The organism is Pseudonocardia sp. N23, assembly GCF_002583555.1.
GTDB lineage: Bacteria > Actinomycetota > Actinomycetes > Mycobacteriales > Pseudonocardiaceae > Pseudonocardia.
The window spans coordinates 595,862-612,159 of the sequence record NZ_BEGX01000114.1; the positions used below are offsets into that span (position 1 = coordinate 595,862).

At 67.8% G+C, this 16,298-nt stretch carries 14 protein-coding genes; 6 read left to right on the top strand and 8 right to left on the bottom strand.

Features of this window, described 5'->3' with window-relative positions; translation table 11 throughout:
• Positions 1–185 precede the first annotated feature (185 nt).
• Genes TOK_RS27165 through TOK_RS27185 form a run of 5 tightly spaced genes read right to left on the bottom strand, consistent with a single transcriptional unit; the run spans position 186 to position 4,612 of the window.
• Positions 186–2,465 (bottom strand): FtsK/SpoIIIE domain-containing protein, encoded by a 2,280-nt coding sequence (locus tag TOK_RS27165; protein ID WP_098960786.1) that lies wholly within the window; start codon positions 2,463–2,465, stop codon positions 186–188.
• A complete protein-coding gene (locus TOK_RS27170; RefSeq protein WP_098960787.1) occupies positions 2,465–3,439 on the bottom strand; it encodes a hypothetical protein in 975 nt (324 codons plus the stop codon). Before TOK_RS27170 ends, TOK_RS27165 begins: the two co-directional genes overlap by 1 nt.
• Positions 3,436–3,759 (bottom strand): hypothetical protein, encoded by a 324-nt coding sequence (locus tag TOK_RS27175; RefSeq protein WP_098960788.1) that lies wholly within the window; start codon positions 3,757–3,759, stop codon positions 3,436–3,438. The genes TOK_RS27170 and TOK_RS27175 overlap by 4 nt, the downstream gene beginning before the upstream one ends.
• Entirely contained in the window at positions 3,756–4,328 is a 573-nt protein-coding gene (locus TOK_RS27180) for a hypothetical protein (RefSeq protein ID WP_098960789.1), read from the bottom strand. The genes TOK_RS27175 and TOK_RS27180 overlap by 4 nt, the downstream gene beginning before the upstream one ends.
• Positions 4,325–4,612, bottom strand: coding sequence for a hypothetical protein (locus TOK_RS27185; protein WP_098960790.1), 288 nt, complete (start codon positions 4,610–4,612; stop codon positions 4,325–4,327). Before TOK_RS27185 ends, TOK_RS27180 begins: the two co-directional genes overlap by 4 nt.
• Positions 4,613–4,729: 117 nt before the next feature.
• Here TOK_RS27185 and TOK_RS27190 point away from each other — a divergent pair, with 117 nt between their 5' ends.
• The 3 genes from TOK_RS27190 (at position 4,730) to TOK_RS27200 (ending at position 6,457) form a co-directional block, all read left to right on the top strand.
• Positions 4,730–5,071 (top strand): GntR family transcriptional regulator, encoded by a 342-nt coding sequence (locus tag TOK_RS27190; RefSeq protein WP_098960791.1) that lies wholly within the window; start codon positions 4,730–4,732, stop codon positions 5,069–5,071.
• A gap of 156 nt (positions 5,072–5,227) precedes the next feature.
• Positions 5,228–5,971 carry a helix-turn-helix transcriptional regulator gene (locus TOK_RS27195; protein WP_098960792.1) on the top strand — a complete coding sequence of 248 codons (744 nt, stop codon included), beginning with the start codon at positions 5,228–5,230 and terminating at the stop codon, positions 5,969–5,971.
• Between the two features lie 3 nt (positions 5,972–5,974).
• A complete protein-coding gene (locus TOK_RS27200; RefSeq protein ID WP_098960793.1) occupies positions 5,975–6,457 on the top strand; it encodes an NUDIX hydrolase in 483 nt (160 codons plus the stop codon).
• On the opposite strand, the gene TOK_RS34485 is transcribed toward TOK_RS27200, so the two are convergent.
• Positions 6,449–7,039, bottom strand: coding sequence for an HD domain-containing protein (locus TOK_RS34485; RefSeq protein WP_374754931.1), 591 nt, complete (start codon positions 7,037–7,039; stop codon positions 6,449–6,451). The two genes, TOK_RS27200 and TOK_RS34485, sit on opposite strands and share 9 nt — an antisense overlap.
• A 169-nt stretch (positions 7,040–7,208) precedes the next feature.
• Positions 7,209–10,922, bottom strand: coding sequence for a lipopolysaccharide assembly protein LapB (locus TOK_RS32070; RefSeq protein ID WP_141566570.1), 3,714 nt, complete (start codon positions 10,920–10,922; stop codon positions 7,209–7,211).
• A 914-nt stretch (positions 10,923–11,836) separates the two neighbouring features.
• Here TOK_RS32070 and TOK_RS27210 point away from each other — a divergent pair.
• On the top strand, positions 11,837–12,775 hold the full coding sequence (locus tag TOK_RS27210; protein ID WP_098960795.1) for a helix-turn-helix domain-containing protein: 939 nt from the start codon (positions 11,837–11,839) through the stop codon (positions 12,773–12,775).
• A 3-nt stretch (positions 12,776–12,778) separates the two neighbouring features.
• Here the strand turns inward: TOK_RS27210 and TOK_RS27215 are convergent, their stop codons facing one another.
• The gene (locus TOK_RS27215; RefSeq protein ID WP_098960796.1) at positions 12,779–14,938 is read right to left on the bottom strand and encodes a molybdopterin-dependent oxidoreductase; all 2,160 of its coding nucleotides are present in this window, start codon (positions 14,936–14,938) and stop codon (positions 12,779–12,781) included.
• 364 nt (positions 14,939–15,302) lie between these two features.
• On the opposite strand from TOK_RS27215, the gene TOK_RS27220 reads away from it, so the two are divergent.
• Together TOK_RS27220 and TOK_RS27225 are read left to right on the top strand one after the other, a co-directional pair.
• Positions 15,303–15,512, top strand: coding sequence for a CbtB domain-containing protein (locus TOK_RS27220; RefSeq protein ID WP_098960877.1), 210 nt, complete (start codon positions 15,303–15,305; stop codon positions 15,510–15,512).
• Between the two features lie 27 nt (positions 15,513–15,539).
• The gene (locus tag TOK_RS27225; protein WP_098960797.1) at positions 15,540–16,283 is read left to right on the top strand and encodes a CbtA family protein; all 744 of its coding nucleotides are present in this window, start codon (positions 15,540–15,542) and stop codon (positions 16,281–16,283) included.
• The last annotated feature ends 15 nt before the right edge of the window (positions 16,284–16,298 follow it).

The window sequence follows — 16,298 nt, forward strand, 5'->3', positions numbered from 1 at the left end:
CAGGCATGGATCTAGCGGCGCGGCACCCGAGCGGATGCCGCGTGGAGGGGTTTCAGAGGGTGTTTGCGCTGGTGGCGCTAGGTTGCTAGCTGCCTGATCAGATGTGGTGTCGGGCGCTAGCGGAGGGTGCTAGGTCTAGCGAGCCCGGCCGCTAGCGTCGGCGCGCAGCCGGGCCCGGTGATCGGTCACGGGTTGTCACCGTCGGTGCGGCGGCGGCGCTGCTCGGTCTCCTCCCAGGCGGTGGTGATGGCGTCGCGCATGTAGCCGCGCCGGTTGCGTCCTTCCCCGGTGTCGGGGTCGGTGCCCCATACCTGCGCCGGCGCGAGCCCGTAGGGCTTGAACGCCGCCGCCAGGGTGGCCGGGGTGGTGCCCGGGTAGGTGGTGGGCCACTGCTGCGCGAGCCGGGCTGCGATGGTGTCGGACCAGAGCCGGTCCTCGCCGGGGGCGAACAGCGCGAGCACGTCGAGCAGGATCGAGCGGGCGGGCCGCTCGTCAGCCGGGCGCTCGCCGGCGGCGTGGCCGGTGATGGTGCCGGCCAGCTCCCGCAGCGCCCGCGCCCGGCCGGCGATGGCCTCCGCGGTCGGGCCGTCGATATAGGCCGAGCGCACGATCTGGGGTTCGTCGGCGGCGCCGAGCAGGTAGCCGATGCCCTTGTCCCGCGGCCCGAACGTCGTCGCCCGAATCCCGTTCTTGTAGGCCGAGGTGCCGAGCACCATGTCGTTCTCGGTCTGCCCCATGACCCGCAGGCAGAACCGGATGCCGACGTTCGAGCTGACCCCGGTGGGCAGAGACTTCGCGTCCGGCCGCTGCGTCGCGAGGATGAGGATCACGCCCATCGCCGGGCCGCGCTTGATGATCCCGGTGGCCAGCCGGTCCGCCTCGTCGCGGTGATCTGGGTGCGAGAACAGCTCCTGGCACTCGTCGATGGCCACGACCAGCGGGAACAGGCCCAGCTCACGGCGGGCGGCCAGCTCCGGGGTGACCTTGTTCTCCGGGCACAGCTCCCGCGGCAACGACGCGATCCGCTTCGCCCGGGTGTTGAGCTCGGCGTAGACCTCCCGCAGCGACTCCATCGCGGCCTCGATGGTCTGGTCGTCGGCTCCGGAGGCGTAGTGGTGGCAGCAGCCCTCGAGCGGGGACAGGTCGCCGGTGCCCTTCAACTCGAAGATCCGCAACTGGGCGTTGGGGTCGAGGGCGGCGGCGAGCAGCAGCACCCGCAGGGCGAAGGTCTTGCCGAACCGTGGCATGGCGCCGATGAGGACGTTGGCGAACATGAGCAGGATCGACACCAGCCGGCCCCGCTGGTCCATCCCGAACGGCACCGGGCGGAACAGGTCGGCCTGGCCGTGCGCGGCGAGCGGCCACGGCCGGGGCTTGGCCTGGCTCATGTCCTGGTCGCCCACCCAGAGCACCAGCCGGCCGGCGTGCGCGTCGTGCGCGGGCTCGGGCCACACGCACCCGAGCGGACGGCGCAGCCCGGAGGCGAGCCGGTCGCGGCGCTCCACGATGTCGGACACCGTGACCCCGTAGGGCAGGTCGACGTCGGCGCGCCACCCGGGACCGTCGCGGGTGATCGGGGCGGGGAAGGTGATCCCGTTGCTGCCCTTGGCCATCGCCTTGTTGATCTCGCCCAATCCCAAGGCGCCCAAGGCCCGGACGACGAGATCGGAGGTGAGGCGGGTGGGCTTGTGCGCCACCACGGACCGGCCCGTGACCGGCTTGTCCGGGGTGGTGCCCACCCACCCGAGCAGCAGCACCGCGACGACGGCGAGCAGCCCGAGCAGCCAGCCGGGCGCCCACGTGTCGAGGGCGACCAGCCCGGCGGCGCCAGCGAGCACTGCGACGACGGCGAGCCGGCGCCGGGCCCGGACCCGGTCGGCCCGTGCCGCTGCGAGGCGGAGGTACTGGTCGGCCTCCCCGCCGCGGATCGCGCCGTCGCGCAAGGGCTTGGACTCGGCGTCGCCGACCCAGCGGCCGGCATTCGCGAGCGCGACGACCGCGCCGCGGGGGGATCGGGCGGCGAGGCGGGCGGCGTAGATCGGGGTTCGGACGGTGTGGAACCCGGCGGCGTGCCAGGCCCACCCGGTGGCCCACTTCGCCGCGTCGCGGATGTCGTCGCGGCGGCGCAGCCACGGCGCGATGACCGGGCGGCGCTCGATCTCCCGCCCGATCCACGGCAACAGCCCCTCGGGGCGGCGAGGCGCCGGCGGATCGACCAGCAGCGGCCGGGCGCCGTCCTGGTCGTCGGGGTCGGTGTCGTCGGGGTGGTTCACGATCTCGCCCGTGAGGAACCGGTCGGGCTCGACCGCAGCCGGCTCGTGGGCCGGCTGGTCGGCGGGGGTGGGCTCGACAGGGCGGGCCGGGAAGTCGAGCACCCGGCCACCCTCGCCGGCCCCGGTCTCGACGTGCTCGGCGTTGGTGTTCTCGTCATCGTTCGCGGGCGGGTTCATGGGCTGCTCGCTCATCACGCAGCCACCTCCTCACTGGCACCGGGCCGGCCGTTGCGGGAACGAAGATCGGACGGGACAGCAGTCGGGGCGGGTGCGGGCTGGTCGGCGCGGAGGATGGCGGCGAGCTTGACCGAGGTGCCGGCCGAGCAGCCGGTCACCTGCCGACACCACGTCGGCGACGGCTCCACCACCTTGCCGGCGGCGCGAGCGGCGTCCAGGGCAGTCCGAGCGTCGGTCAGGTAGTCGGCCAGCAGCCGGCGCGGCACCGGGCGCGCGGTACGCCGTGGCGTGCGTCGGGCCGCCGGCCGGGCGGGAGTGGTCGGAACGGGTCCGGTGACGGGTTCACGAACCGGCTCGGCCGGCTGCTCGCGAATCGAGGTGTCGGCCGTCAGCGGGGCCGGTGCCTCGCCCCCTGTCGAGCCATCCTCTGCCGCGTGCTCGGTGAGGGCGCGGCGGACGGCCTCAGTAAGCCGGTCGCGCAGCCCGGGGCCGGTCTCGGCGGTGGCGAACACGACCAACGGCGGCACCGAGTGCAGCACCACCCCCGACCAGGACAGCGGCGCCCCGGCCAGCCCCCACGACGTCCACGTGTTCATCACGTAGGTCGCGGCGAACGTGAGCCACTTCGTCCGCCGGCCCCACGCCGGCAGGGCGACCTGGTAGCGGGCGGTGACCTGCTCGGCCCGCAGCACCGCCAGCAGGACCAGCGACACCATCGGGTCGAGCAGCCAGGCCACCCACCACCCGGCCGTGAACCGGTCCGCGCCGGCGGCGGCGAAGCTCTGGACGTTGACCATCGTGAAGGCCAGGCCGAGCACGATCCCGGCCCACAGCAGGGCATCGACCTGCGATCGGACCCGCTCGACACGCAGCGCGATCACGTCTGGGTGCGTGGTCAGGGCGCGGACCGCGGCGGCGTCGGCGGCCTGCTCGGCCAGCCGATCCACCCGCGCCGGCCCGGCCGCCGGGGTGGTCGTGGGGGCGGTCATCGGATGCTCCCGCGGGAGACGCGCAGGACGTCGGCGGGGCCGGCGAGCAGCCGCGCCACGGTGATCCCGGACAGGACTGCCGGGATGCCGAGCACGGCGGCGATGGCGACGACGTCGGTGGTCATCCGCATGACCACCCACTGCACCGTGACGACCGCGACGGCGATGGCGAGCGAGCGGCCGGCGATGCCGCCGGCACGGCCGGCCTGGTGCATCGTGTTGGCCACGGCACGGCCGGCGCGGGCGCCGGCGCTCCAGGACCACACCAGGCCGATCCCGGCGGCGACGAGCAGCACGACGACGATCGTGGCCCCGCTCATCGGGCACCACCGGAGGTGTTCGACGGGGTGGGGGTCGGCTCTACCATCGCGGTCTCCTCGGTTGCCTTGTGGTTGTTGGGGAGAGCTGGCCCGGCGGGTGTGTCTTGGCGGATGTGGCCGCCGGGCTGGTCCTCGGGAACTCGGTAGGGGGCGCGGCTCAACGCGGCGTCGTAGGCGCGCTCAGCCGCGGTCGGCAGGCCGAGCGGGCGGGCGGTGACGTGGCGCTCGTCGATGTGGTCGCAGCGCCCGCACAGCCGCCACATCCAGCCGCAGCCGTCCCAGGCGCTCGGGCCCTGCCACGGCTCGTGGCCGGAGTGCTCGTAGAGCGAGCCCTCACACGCGCAGACCCGCCATACCGGGTCGGGGCCGTAGTCGTGGCCGAACGCCTCACACTGCGCGGCGTCCGAGCAGCGTGGGCACAGCAGCCGGCCCGACAGCCGGCGCACCCAACCCGCCGCCAACGCGGCACCCAACGCCTCACCGCGGGAGGCGAACCAACCTCGGCGCGGGCCGGTGAGCTGCTCGGCGCTGCAGCCGTCACAGACCGCCGTCGCCATCTCGACGATCACGCGGCCTCACCGCCGGCGGCCGAAGCGCCGAGCGCAGTGCGCGAAGGCGCGGCCGGCGTCGCAACGGGCCGGAGCCGACGCGGCCGGATCTCCGCCCGCTCGTCGTCGCTCATCAAGTGCCACGCGGTCGGCTCCGGGCCCCGTTCACGACCCAGCTCGGCGTAGGCGTCGTGCTGCAGCTGACGGATGACCTCGAACGTGAGGCCATCGGGGGTCCACGCGTTGTCGTAGTCGAGTGAGTCGAGCTGCACGCGGTGCATGGCGTCGAGGCGGTGGATGTTCACGGTGTCTCCTGCTCGGTAGAACCACATAGCACCACAAGGTGCTATGTGGTGTTCAGTCTGTCAAGGGCTGCGTTTGTGGTGCCGCGGGGTGGCCTACGCGGCCGGTAGCCTGTCGCCGTGGCGATCGACCCGAACAGCGCCGTCTCGCTCAGCGCGCAGGTCAAGGCGGACATCGTGCAGCGCATCAACTCCGGCGAGTACGCCGTCGGCGAGAAGATCCCGTCGCTGCGCAGCCTCGCGGCGCAGCACCAGGTGGCCGAGCTGACGGTTCACGCCGCGGTGAAGGAACTGCAGTACGAAGGCGTCTTGGAGTCCGCGAGCGGGCGCGGCACCTTCGTGCGTGCCCTTCCCGGTGCCGGCCCGGCGGACCTCGCTGCTGCGGTGGACGAGCTGCGTCGTGAAGTCGCCGAGCTGCGTGACCGCGTGGCCGCCATCGAGAGCGGTAACGGCCGATCCTGAGCCGCTGCGGTGGGCGTCGCTGCTGTTCATGACTACATGGGACCGCGGAAACGCAGACGCCTACACCGCACTTCACGGGCCGCTTCCGGACGTCCCGGATGATCTAGATTCGTCGAAAACGTCCCGGAAACGTCCCACGTTGTGGATGATGGTCCGGTGGCCAACGACCGACTCCGCGCCGCGATCGACGCCGCCAGCCTGACCATCGAACAGGTGTCCGTGCGCGTCGACGTCGACCCCAAGACCGTCGAACGATGGGTCTACAGCGACGCGCGTCGGCCCCACCGGACCACCCGGCTACGCGTCGCCCAGCTCCTGCGCGTCGAGGAAACGCACCTGTGGCCGGCAGACCGGCGCCCCTCCTCTGCTCCTGCCGTCGCCGAGCTTGTCCACCTCTACCCCTCGCGCTCGGCCGTCCCGTTCACGCTCTGGACCGACCTGATCCGGAACGTCAGCGAGGCGATGGACGTGCTCGTGTTCTCCGGACAGTTCCTCGTCGAGCAGCACGACGCGCTACCGGTCGTCCGCACGAAGTCCGAGCAGGGCGTCCGCTTCCGGTTCGTCGTCGGCGACCACACCTCGCCGGCCGTCATCCAGCGGGCCGCAGAGGAAGGCACCACCGGCGGCCTGGAGGGACGCGTCCAGATGATGCGCCGCTATCTCCAGGAGGTCGCTGGCCTACCCGGCGTAGAGGTCCGCACACACGGCACGATCCTCTATAACTCGATCTATCGTTTCGACGACCAGGCGCTCATCAACGGCCACGCATTCGGGTCGCTTGCAGGCCAGAACCCGATGCTGCACATTCGCCGCGTGCCGGGCGGCTCACTGTGGGAGCACTACTTGCGTTCCTTCGAACGTGTCTGGGAAATCGCCGAGCCCGAACCGGCCGGAAGGTGACACATGGGCCGCATCGACTATTACAACGACCCGGACGCGCCAGCCATTAACAGCGTCGTCCCCTCTGTGACCGTCGCCGTGCGGAACACCGCCGGGCAAATCCTGCTGATCCACAAGATCGACAACAACTACTGGGCCCTACCCGGCGGCGGCCACGATCCCGGCGAGAGCATCGTCGACACGGCCCTGCGTGAGGTACGTGAGGAGACCGGAATCGATGTCCGCATTACCGGTCTCGTCGGCACATACACCGACCCGCGACACGTCATGAAGTACGACGACGGCGAGGTGCGACAGCAGTTCTCAATTTGCTTCCATGCCGTGCCACTCGACGACTCCCCCAACCCACGCGAGGACGGCACCGAGACAAGGGCCGTTAAGTGGGTCGAGCCAGTCGACGTGCCCGGATTGAGCATCCACCCGTCCATGCGAATGCGGATTGACCACGCACTCGACGACACGCGGACGACGCCTCACCTAGGCTGAACCAGCCGCCAACCGAGCCTGTGCCCGCTGTACCGACTCGCGAAGCACCGGCGCGGCTGTGAGCCACGCCTGGTGCACCGGATCGCCCTCCGGGTACCGGCGCAGGATTTCCGCAATCCGATCGTCGTACGTCAGCCGCTCGCCCGCCGGCCCGGTCGTCAGGTCTGCGAGCGCAAGCGCATCGAGCATCGGCTCACCGGGGAGCGGGAATGCACTCAGGTCAGCCGAAAGGCCGCGCTCCTTTGCTTCAAAGCGAGCCCCAGAGTGGTGCGCGACCAGGTTAACGACCAATGGCGGCCACCCAGAGGCCGAGAGATACCGAGCGCCGTCGAGCGGGTGGAACCGCGTGTGCCCGATCTCAGGCGAGTAGCCGATGTCATGAAGCCAGGCCGAAGCAACGAGCACGTCGCGCTCATCCGGGTCCACCGTCGATGACAGTTCCCCAGCGCGAGCTGCCACCGCCTGCACATGGGACCAGCGTCGGCCTAGGGGCTCGACAAGCTGCCTGGCTAGGCGTACCGCCTCCACGGCCACCGTCGGGGACACGGGAGGATCCCCTCCCACGTCTCTGATCACAATCACGACGCTACCTGCCCTCTGGCCAGGCGCCAACCTACGGCAGCACAACCCCGACGTCACACGGTCGGACCACGGCGGTTCAGTTCGTAGCGCGTTGTCAGCCAACCTCGAAGCAGACGGAACCCACGTGCCGAAAGGGGTAGACATTCATTGCTAAGTGCCGATCAAATGACTACTTGAACAATTCTTGTACGACTGCCTGCCTATCTTCGTCCACCATGTCCCCGAATAGTGATACGGCGAACCTCGTAGAGAGATCACCCGGAATCTGAGAAGCAAGGGTATCGCGAACCAGCCTCGCTATGCCTCTAAGAGGGTCGGAATATTGATCGATGCCGCATTGCTTAATTGCCAACCTAGTAGTTGCCACCACGACTGCACCGGTTATAGGAAGTCTGGCTTGCAACAGAGTCAGGCTCGCCAGTGCCTCAATTGTGTGGATCAGATCCTCTCCTCTACCTTCGTATCTGGCCGTTAATCCAGAAATAGCTGATCGCAGTAGGAGAGGAACCTGCTCTGGGCGACGAAGCATAAGCTCGACGACCAACTGGGCGTACAATTCAATACCCGCTCCACGAGCTATCCAAGCTGCCGGTCGAGCAATCGCTACAGCTACCGCGGTAACGTCCCAGTCGTTTCGCTCAAGTACCTCAAGCGCATCAGAACCCACGAGCGGGAAGTCGCCCACCCGCGACGCAATCAACGTCTGGATCGCATCGCTATGAATCGCTTCCGTGATGCGACTCTCCCGCCTCATCCATCCGAGGACCGCCGGTGTTGAGATGCACCGGATCGACAAGGCGCGCGAAATGCGACGGATAGCTATATCATCCGTCCACAACAGAATACCTCGCGCCGCGGCGAGATCGACGCAGGATGCCCAGGGTGCAAATTCGTCGGAGTCTGCCTCAGCCAAAACTCTCACTGATGGTCGTGGCAGGACCTGGCAGCTTTGCAATTCGCGGTAGATGCGCTCACCTTCGGTTGCCCATTGGTCTGCAACTTCGGCAGAGACCTCAGTCACGCGCGCACTATCAGACTCTGCATCGTAGTAGACGGTTCCGGTTGCGCGCAGGGCCAACGACCTCATTGCGCGCTCGGCGTCGAATACCGCATCGTGCGTGCTCAATCTGCGACGAAACACTGACCGGAGCTTCTGTTGCAGATCATCTGAAAGCAGCCCAACGACTAGAGCGGCAGATGACTCGATCACTACGTCTCCGTCACGATGGGCATCTACCTCCCTATTGCATGCCTGCTCTTCCAGCGGATCCGGGTGGCGGGCAGGAATTACACCAATCCCCCGTTTCACGAGTACTTCACCATACGACTTGCCGTACCTTGCGGCAAGGAACGCCGTGGGAACAGCACCGGAACCGATATGCCTACTGAGGTCCAGGTCTCGTTGCTGATCCTCCTCAGATCGACGAAGCCGGTCGCTCATCCGACGCATTAGGTCCTCGACGTCGTCGCCTTGAATCTCCTGAAGAAACTCGCCCGCCGGGTAGGCCTCACGGTACCGTGCCATCTCTTGTTGCAGCTGAACGGTTAGCCCTTGAGACAGATCATCCTTTGCGTCATGCATAAATCCGAGAGACAAAACGTGCGCGCTCAGTTCGGCGGACCGACCGAACTGATCGAGGAATGTGAGCCCGTTTGCAATAAGCTCCTCCAGCGGCAACTTCGAGCTGGCCAGCTGGAGCCAGACATGCGCCTCACGCTCGTCTCTAGGCTTGAACTCACTCCCGCCTTCAGCGAACGTCAGCCTTGCTTGCTCCAGGTCGCGCAACCGAATATGCGTTCCCACTAACCCCCACCGAACCTTGGCGTCGTCGGGGCGGATCTTCAGATAGGATCGCATTAAGGCAATGGCACGCTCCATATCGCCAGCATCGTAAGCGAGCTGAGCGCCTAGTCCCATTGCGTCAGCTCGCCCGCCCCAACCCTCCCCAGAAGTGAGCAGTAGGTTTTCAACTATCTCTTGTGCTTCATCTTTCCTTTCAAGCCGGGCGTACTCCGTCGCCGCTCGCAGACTCATCCCTGGATCGCCAAATGCATCTGCGGCGTCGCGCAGGACCTGCGCGGAATCAAGCGGACGCTCAGCACGTCTGTAGACGTCTGACAACGCCAATGCGGCGGTGATCGACTGGTTTTGCAATGGGCGCAGCTGCTCGATTGCCTCTTCGTAATTGCCAGCAGCGGCAGAAGTGATCGCGGCAATTTCCTTAGCTGCGTCAGGGTTCTCCGCAGCGAATGTCAAAAGCGTCGCCTGGTCCGCAGCCCCCGCTCTAGCTAGGCCCGCGATGGCCTGCGCGCGTTCTTGCTCCCCTTCAGCGAGAGCAATCGCATTTGACCATTCCTCGCTGGGATCCTGGTCCCTGCACTCGAGGATCATAGCCATCACGCGATGACGGTCGAACCCCTCAGGAATGTACTCTAGACATTCGTCCGCTAAATCGAACCTGTCCGTTGCACATGCTGCAATTGCGACATGGGTTCGAACCTTGGCGTCATTAGCCTCTGCAATCGTCGCATCACCAGAGCCGCTAGATCCCACCCTGATCGCAGCATCAAAATCGCCATATTGAATCAGGACTTGACAGGCCATCGCTACGGCTTCATTGCTACTTATGCGCAGGCTACGTCGGACGTCTCGCGCGAACAACGCGAGGTCCCTTGCCTCCAGAAGATCCACCTCGACCTGACGGGACCCACCATGAGCAATACGCGCGAGCAGAAGTGTCACTCTCTGGAGTGAAAGTCCACTTGTCTTCGTAAGGGCGAGGCCATCCTCTAAGACCTTAAGAGCGGCGTCCAGGCACTCGACGGTGATCCGGTCGCCACATGATTCCATTGACAAGCGATACAACAGGGTGGTTCGAATCAACTGATCAAGCCGGTCGTCCACGGCCCAGCTGGTTACTACCGAGGCAGCGTCCGGCGAGTTCGATAGAACGCTATAAACAGCAGCGGCAAATTCGTCCGTCGACGTGGCCAACGCGTCGGAGACTGGAGGAGGTTCGCGGCCTTCCACCATCGCCATCTCGTTCAATATCAGCGCAACTCTGGCCCGGTAATAGTCCGCCCTGGGCGCGCCGTCATCTATTGCGTACTGCCAGAATTCAACAGCAGCCTTGGGCACATTGTAAGCATATGCAGCGTCGCCAGCAACGAGGCAAACATTCGCGTCGCCCACTAACCATTCCGGCTTAGTGTCGGCCCAGTCTCGAAGTAGCTGTGCTGGATTGACGTCTGAGTCAGTAAGATGCTGCAGCATCCTACCGGTTGCACCAGGTTCTTTCTCATTCACTGTCGAGAATGTGTGTCGGACAATCTCAGGCAGCTGGGCAATGCGGACTTTCGTCAGCGCTGAGTTAACCTGATCCTGACGCCGCCCGTCGCGTATCTCGTCGACCTTTTCGGCGAGATCATCGACCTTTCCGCCGACGCTCTTGGTGGCGGCCAGGCTTCGCTCTGACGCAAGTCTCGTTGCCCAGCCCGGGTCGTGCTCAGTCAAAACCAGGTGATAGACCTCATCGAGAATAACTTGAGCCCGCGATCGACGGGTTTCCCGATTCATCCACGACCAGTTCTTCGAAACGTGACGAAAGTATGTGCCCTGCGCCCTAGAGAGAGCCTCATCTAGACTGTCGATCGTCTCCGCATTTGGTCCATCCGGGTTCGCAAGGAAATCCCAGGTCTTTGGATCCTTAAGCCACCTTACGAGAGCGCGGCGCGGACGTGGGCGGTCGACTTTCTTTAGAGCCTTCGCCGCGACCCTGCGGGCCCAACGCCGCTTCGTGAGCTGCTGCCCGAGTGACCGTGCGAGTGGGGCTCCGCCAGCTTTCGCGAGGTACTGGCCGACAGTCAGCGAAACAACGTCCATCGCAACCTTCCAGGGGGAGCCCGCCCAGGTACCTCGTTAGGATGACGCACACCACCGACGTTTCCCGTGTTAGGGCAGCTTGACTGGTGAGATCCGGGGCACCGGATGGTGTCTCTTGGTGCGACTTGCGCTCTCCCCTACGTGGGGCTCGGGCGGACGACCTTCCCAATCCCCGTACATGTCACTCCGAGTCGGGACGTGTCTGAGCTGCGCTTACGCGCGTGACATCCAGTGACACGAGTTTCACAGCCCGCGCTGGCTGGCGATCGGCGGGCGTCCGGCTCGTGCCCAATCCGTGCCCAGACGGCGACTCGGCGCACTAGCCACTAAGGCAACAGAGCAGGTCAAGGCTGCTCCCTCGGCTGAACCGATCCCTGCCTCCGGAGGCGGGAGCGTAGGTTCGAATCCTACCGGGGGCACAATCTGTGCCAGACCTCGAATCGGCCTCTCACCAGCAGACACACGGTGAGAGGCCGAGTTCGTCCCCGAACGCGTGAGCGTGACCTGTGCCCAGGCCCAGCACGTGCGGGAGCCCGCGGTCCACGTCCGCCGCCTGACCGGGCCTCGCTCGGACCGGTCGGCGACAGCTTCGACGGTCCGGCGACCCTGCCGTCGAGAAACGGCTGGGCAACTCGACGTTGCCGGTCCTGAACGGCTACGGGCACCCGGCCTACCAGAACTCGATTGCGTGCATCGAGAAGGCGCGGACCCGCGGTCCGTCGATCTGCGGACGCCACCGGAGGGCACGGTCTGCCGGCTGGACAGGCCGCTGTCCCCCGTCACCGGCTGACCGCATCCACGGCTCTGCGCGCGACGTGGATCCGTGGCTGCGGAATGGCGGTCGTCGCAGGTCAGCACATCCGCTCGTGCAGGTGCACATACCCCGCGGAGCGGCGTAGCGTCCGCACTCAGTCATGAGCATCACCACGATCGACACGACGTCGGTGGCGGAACGCGACCGGCTGGATTTCTGGCGCTCGACGGTGTGCGACCAGTTCGTGACGCTCGACGTCCGCCCGGCCTCGGGGACGGACGTGCGCGGCCGCGTCACGGCCGTGTCGATGGCCGACACCCAGCTGCGCAAGATCGCCGCGGGCGCGCACAGCTTCGAGCGGACCAGCCACCAGGTCCGCGCGGCCGACGAGGACTACTTCCAGATCGCGCTCGCCCGCAAGGGCCGCACGCTCGTCACCCAGGACGGCCGCGAGGCGGTGATCGGCCCCGGTGACTTCGTGCTCTACGACAGTGCGCGCCCGTTCCGGTTCGTCACCGCGGGCGACTTCGAGTACTCGGTGTGCCTGTTCCCCACGCGGCTGCTGCCGTTGTCGCGCAGCGAGATGGACTCGGCGACGGCGATCCGGTTCGACGGCCGCTCCGGCATCGGGGCGATGGTGCCACCGCTGCTGGCCGCGCTGCACAGGCTCGACGCGGAGAGTCTTCCGCCGGCCAGCCGCACGGCGATGATGCAGTCGATCGGCGACATGTACGTCGCGCTGGTCCGCAGCCGGGTGGACGCCGCGGCGGCGCCGAACGTGCACCTGATGCGCGCGCAGGCCTGGATCGACGAGCACCTGGACGACCCCGGGCTCGCACCGGGCGACGTGGCGGCGGCGTGCTCGATCTCGGTCAGCTACCTCCACAAGCTGTTCGGTGAGACCGGCACCAGCGTCGCCGCCCACGTCCGGGAGCGGCGGCTGCAGGGCTGCTTCGCCGACCTCGCCAGGCCCGAGCTCGCCCGGCTGACCGTCGGCGCGATCGGCGCACGCTGGGGCCTGCCGGACGCCGCGCACCTGAGCCGGGCATTCCGGGCCCGGTTCGGGGTGTCCCCCAGCGAACACCGGACCCGGACCTGAGACTCAGGCGATCTCCACCTCCACCAGGGTGTCGGAGAAGGTGGGCGCGTTGCCGAGGTCGGCGAACCGCGTCGAGTTGACCGAGGCGAGCGTCGACGTCGACTTGGAGTGCTTGCGCCAGCCGCCGAGGCTCGACACGACGACCCCGGGCATGACGGCGTCGTCGAGCTTGGCGAGCACGGTGAACTCGCCCCGGTCGTTGAAGACGCGCACCGGGTCCTGGTCGGCGATCCCGCGCGCGGCGGCGTCGTCGGGATGCATGATCACGTTGGGCTCCTTCTGCGCCCGTCGGTGGAAGGCGTGGTTGGCGAAGCTGGAGTTCAGGTAGGCGTGCGACTTGGGCGTCAGCAGGTTCAGCGGGTAGCGCGCGGCCCGCTCGGGGTCGGTGTGGGCGGCCTCGCGCGGCGGGATGTAGTGCGGCAACGGGTCCACGGGCTGGCCGGGCTGGAACTCGTTGGAGCCCTGACGGAACAGCGGGACGACGAAGTTGCCGCCCGCCGCGGCGGAGGCGAGGAGCTCGGTCTTCCCCGACGGGGTCCGGAACGCGCCCTCGGCGTGCGGGGCGTACTCGTCGGGCGGCGGGACGTTGAGCCGCTGCCAGCCCTTGGCCTTCAACGACTCCACCGTGATCCCCTCCATGTTCGGGTGGGACCAGTCGAACGCCTCGGCGATCATGTCGTCGTCGGTGCGGTGGAAGACGGGGTCGTCGAAACCCATCCGGGCCGCGAGGCGCCGGAACATCTCGGTGTTGGGCACGGCCTCACCGAGCGGCTCGATCGCCCTCTCGTTGTAGGTCACGTAGAGGTGGCCCCAGGAGAACATGATGTCGTCCTGCTCGAGCTGGGTCGTCGCGGGCAGGACGATGTCGGCGTAGTCGGCGGTGTCGGTCATGAACTGCTCGCTGACGACGGTGAACAGGTCCTCGCGCTGCAGCCCGGCGATGAGCTTGTCCTGGTCGGGGCACACGACGACCGGGTTGGAGTTGTAGACGAACAGCCCCTTGATCGGCGGGTCGAGCGCGAGGCCGCCGGTGAGGGCGTCGCCGAGCAGGAACTGGTTCACCACGCGGGTGCCGGGCGTGAGCATCTCCGGGTGCATCATCGCGCCCCAGTTGACCGGGAACGCCCACAGCGGCAGCTGCAGGATGCCGCCGCCGGGGCTGCGCCAGGCGCCGACGAGCGCGGGCAGGCAGGCGAGCGTGCGCACGGTCTGGCCGCCACCGGCGTGCCGTTCGACTGCGACCCCGATCCGGATGACCGACGGCTGGTTGCCCGCGTACTCGCGGGCGAGGGTGCGGATGGTGTCGGCGGGGACACCGGTCTCGGTGGCGGCCCACTCCGGGGTGTACTGCGTGACGCGTTCGGCGAACTCCGGGAAGCCGACGGTGTGCGCATCGACGTAGGCCTGGTCGGTGAGGCCTTCCTCGATGATCACGTGGGCCATCGCGAGGGCGAGGGCGGCGTCGGTGCCGGGGCGCAGCGGGATGTGCTGGTCGGCGGCCGCGGCGGTGCGGGTGCGTACCGGGTCGATGACGACGACCTTCGCGCCGCGCTTGCGGGCCTCGGCGATGTAGGGCCACAGGTGCAGGTTGGTGCTCATGACGTTGCAGGCCCAGATGAGGATGAACTTCGAGTGCACGAGGCTCTCGGGGTCCACGCCCGCGGTGTCGCCGATCGTCATGGCGTAGGCGGTACAGGAGCCGGAGTCGCAGTAGGTGCGCTCGGTGACCGTCGCGCCGAGCTCGGCGAAGAACGGATCGCCGACGTTGAGGCCGTTGAGGATGCCCTGGGTGCCCAGGTAGCTGACGGGCATGACCGCCTCGGCGCCGTGCTCGTCGACGATGCCGCGCAGCCGCGAGGCGATCTCGTCGAGCGCGTCGTCCCAGCTGATCCGTTCGAACCGGCCGCTGCCCTTCGGGCCGGTGCGGCGCAGCGGGAACAGCACGCGGCCCGGGTCGTAGACGCGGTCGAGGTAGTTGTTGACCTTCACGCACAGCCCGCCGGCGGTGTAAGGATGATCACGGTCACCGCGCAGATCGACGGCTCGGCCGTCCCCGTCGACGGTCACGACCATTGCGCAGGTGTCGGGGCAGTCCTGCGGGCAGGCCGCCCGCACGGTGCGTGTCGTGTCCTGGCCGGTGGCGGATTCGGCGGTCGCCGTCATGCGCTCTCCCCGTCGCTCGTGTGGTGGTCGGGCGTCGGTTCGAGGGTGTCGCGGCTGGACCGGGGGCGCTTGGCGCGGGGAACACTGTCGTTGTCCGTGGGGTCAGAGTTCGTCACCCGTCGGGGAGCCGCTCTGCCTGATCGGATCAATCGGGCAGCCGGATTCCCACCGGGGTTGTGGTGCGGCAGTGAGAACTTTCCATCGGGGTTCACCAGGTCGATGACCAGTTTCCGCATCACGGAATAACGATTCCCGCGCACGTTCTTGACTTTCCGGTGACCCAGACCGCACCCTCCCACATGTCGAAGGGTTCAGATGAACCCTCGGCCATACGTCCGCGAGAGTCCCTATGCAGGAGGTCCCCATGGCCCTGGGCGCATCCGTTCCCACCGTCTCGGCGCCCGTCGTCCCCGTCCGCGAGCTCGTGCCGTGGGCCGTCTTCGCGGGGGTGATCCTCCTGGCGCTGCTCTACCTCGTCGGCATGGACCAGGGCGCCACCTCGGTGTTCTCCGGCTCGATGCTCCACGAGTTCGTGCACGACGGCCGGCACCTGCTCGGCTTCCCCTGCCACTAGCCACATCGTCGGACCGGAGTCACGCTCATGGTGAGGACCCTGCTGGTCCGCGGAATGCTGGCCGGGGTCGTCGCGGCGCTGCTCGCCTTCGTCTTCGCTTGGTTCTTCGGTGAGCCGGCGCTCGACGGCGGCATCGCCTACGAGGACGCACTCTCGACGGCCGCCGGTGAGACCGACGGAGAGGCGCCGCTCGTCTCGCGCGGCACCCAGTCGACCATCGGCCTGCTCGTCGCCCTGCTGATCTACGGGGTGGCGGTCGGCGGCATCTTCGCGCTCGTCCACGGCGGCGCGCAGGGCCGGCTGTTCCGGCTCGCCCCCCGGGCGACCGCGGGTGTGCTGGCGCTGATCGGCTACGTCGTGGTCGTCCTGGTGCCGTTCCTGAAGTACCCGTCCAACCCGCCGGCATCCAGCGTCGACGACACGATCGGGCTGCGCAGCGGCACCTTCGTGATCATGCTGCTGCTGTCGGTGGTCGCGGCGATCGTCGCGGTCGCGGTGGGGCAGCGCCTCGTCGCCCGCATCGGCACCTGGAACGGTGTGCTCGCCGGTGCGGCGGTCTACGTCGTCATCGCGGGCATCGTCGCCGCTCTGCTGCCCGTGGTGTCGGAGACGCCGGCAGACTTCCCCGCCGTCGTGCTCTACAACTTCCGGGTCGCGACGCTGGGCATCCACGCGGTGCTGTGGGCGGCGGTCGGGCTGCTGTTCGGCCTGCTCGTCTCCCGTGGCACCCGCAGCGCCGAGCGCCCCACCGTGGGCGCGGGCGCCGGCTGACGCCCGGCCGGACGA

Bases quoted from the DNA above. Each gene is read 5' to 3' on its own strand.
- TOK_RS27165 (WP_098960786.1), bottom strand. From the start codon at position 2,465: ATGAGCGAGCAGCCCATGAACCCGCCCGCGAACGATGACGAGAACACC.
- TOK_RS27170 (WP_098960787.1), bottom strand. From the start codon at position 3,439: ATGACCGCCCCCACGACCACCCCGGCGGCCGGGCCGGCGCGGGTGGAT.
- TOK_RS27175 (WP_098960788.1), bottom strand. From the start codon at position 3,759: ATGAGCGGGGCCACGATCGTCGTCGTGCTGCTCGTCGCCGCCGGGATC.
- TOK_RS27200 (WP_098960793.1), top strand. From the start codon at position 5,975: ATGGGCCGCATCGACTATTACAACGACCCGGACGCGCCAGCCATTAAC.
- TOK_RS32070 (WP_141566570.1), bottom strand. From the start codon at position 10,922: ATGGACGTTGTTTCGCTGACTGTCGGCCAGTACCTCGCGAAAGCTGGC.
- TOK_RS27210 (WP_098960795.1), top strand. From the start codon at position 11,837: ATGAGCATCACCACGATCGACACGACGTCGGTGGCGGAACGCGACCGG.
- TOK_RS27215 (WP_098960796.1), bottom strand. From the start codon at position 14,938: ATGACGGCGACCGCCGAATCCGCCACCGGCCAGGACACGACACGCACC.
- TOK_RS27220 (WP_098960877.1), top strand. From the start codon at position 15,303: ATGGCCCTGGGCGCATCCGTTCCCACCGTCTCGGCGCCCGTCGTCCCC.
- TOK_RS27225 (WP_098960797.1), top strand. From the start codon at position 15,540: ATGGTGAGGACCCTGCTGGTCCGCGGAATGCTGGCCGGGGTCGTCGCG.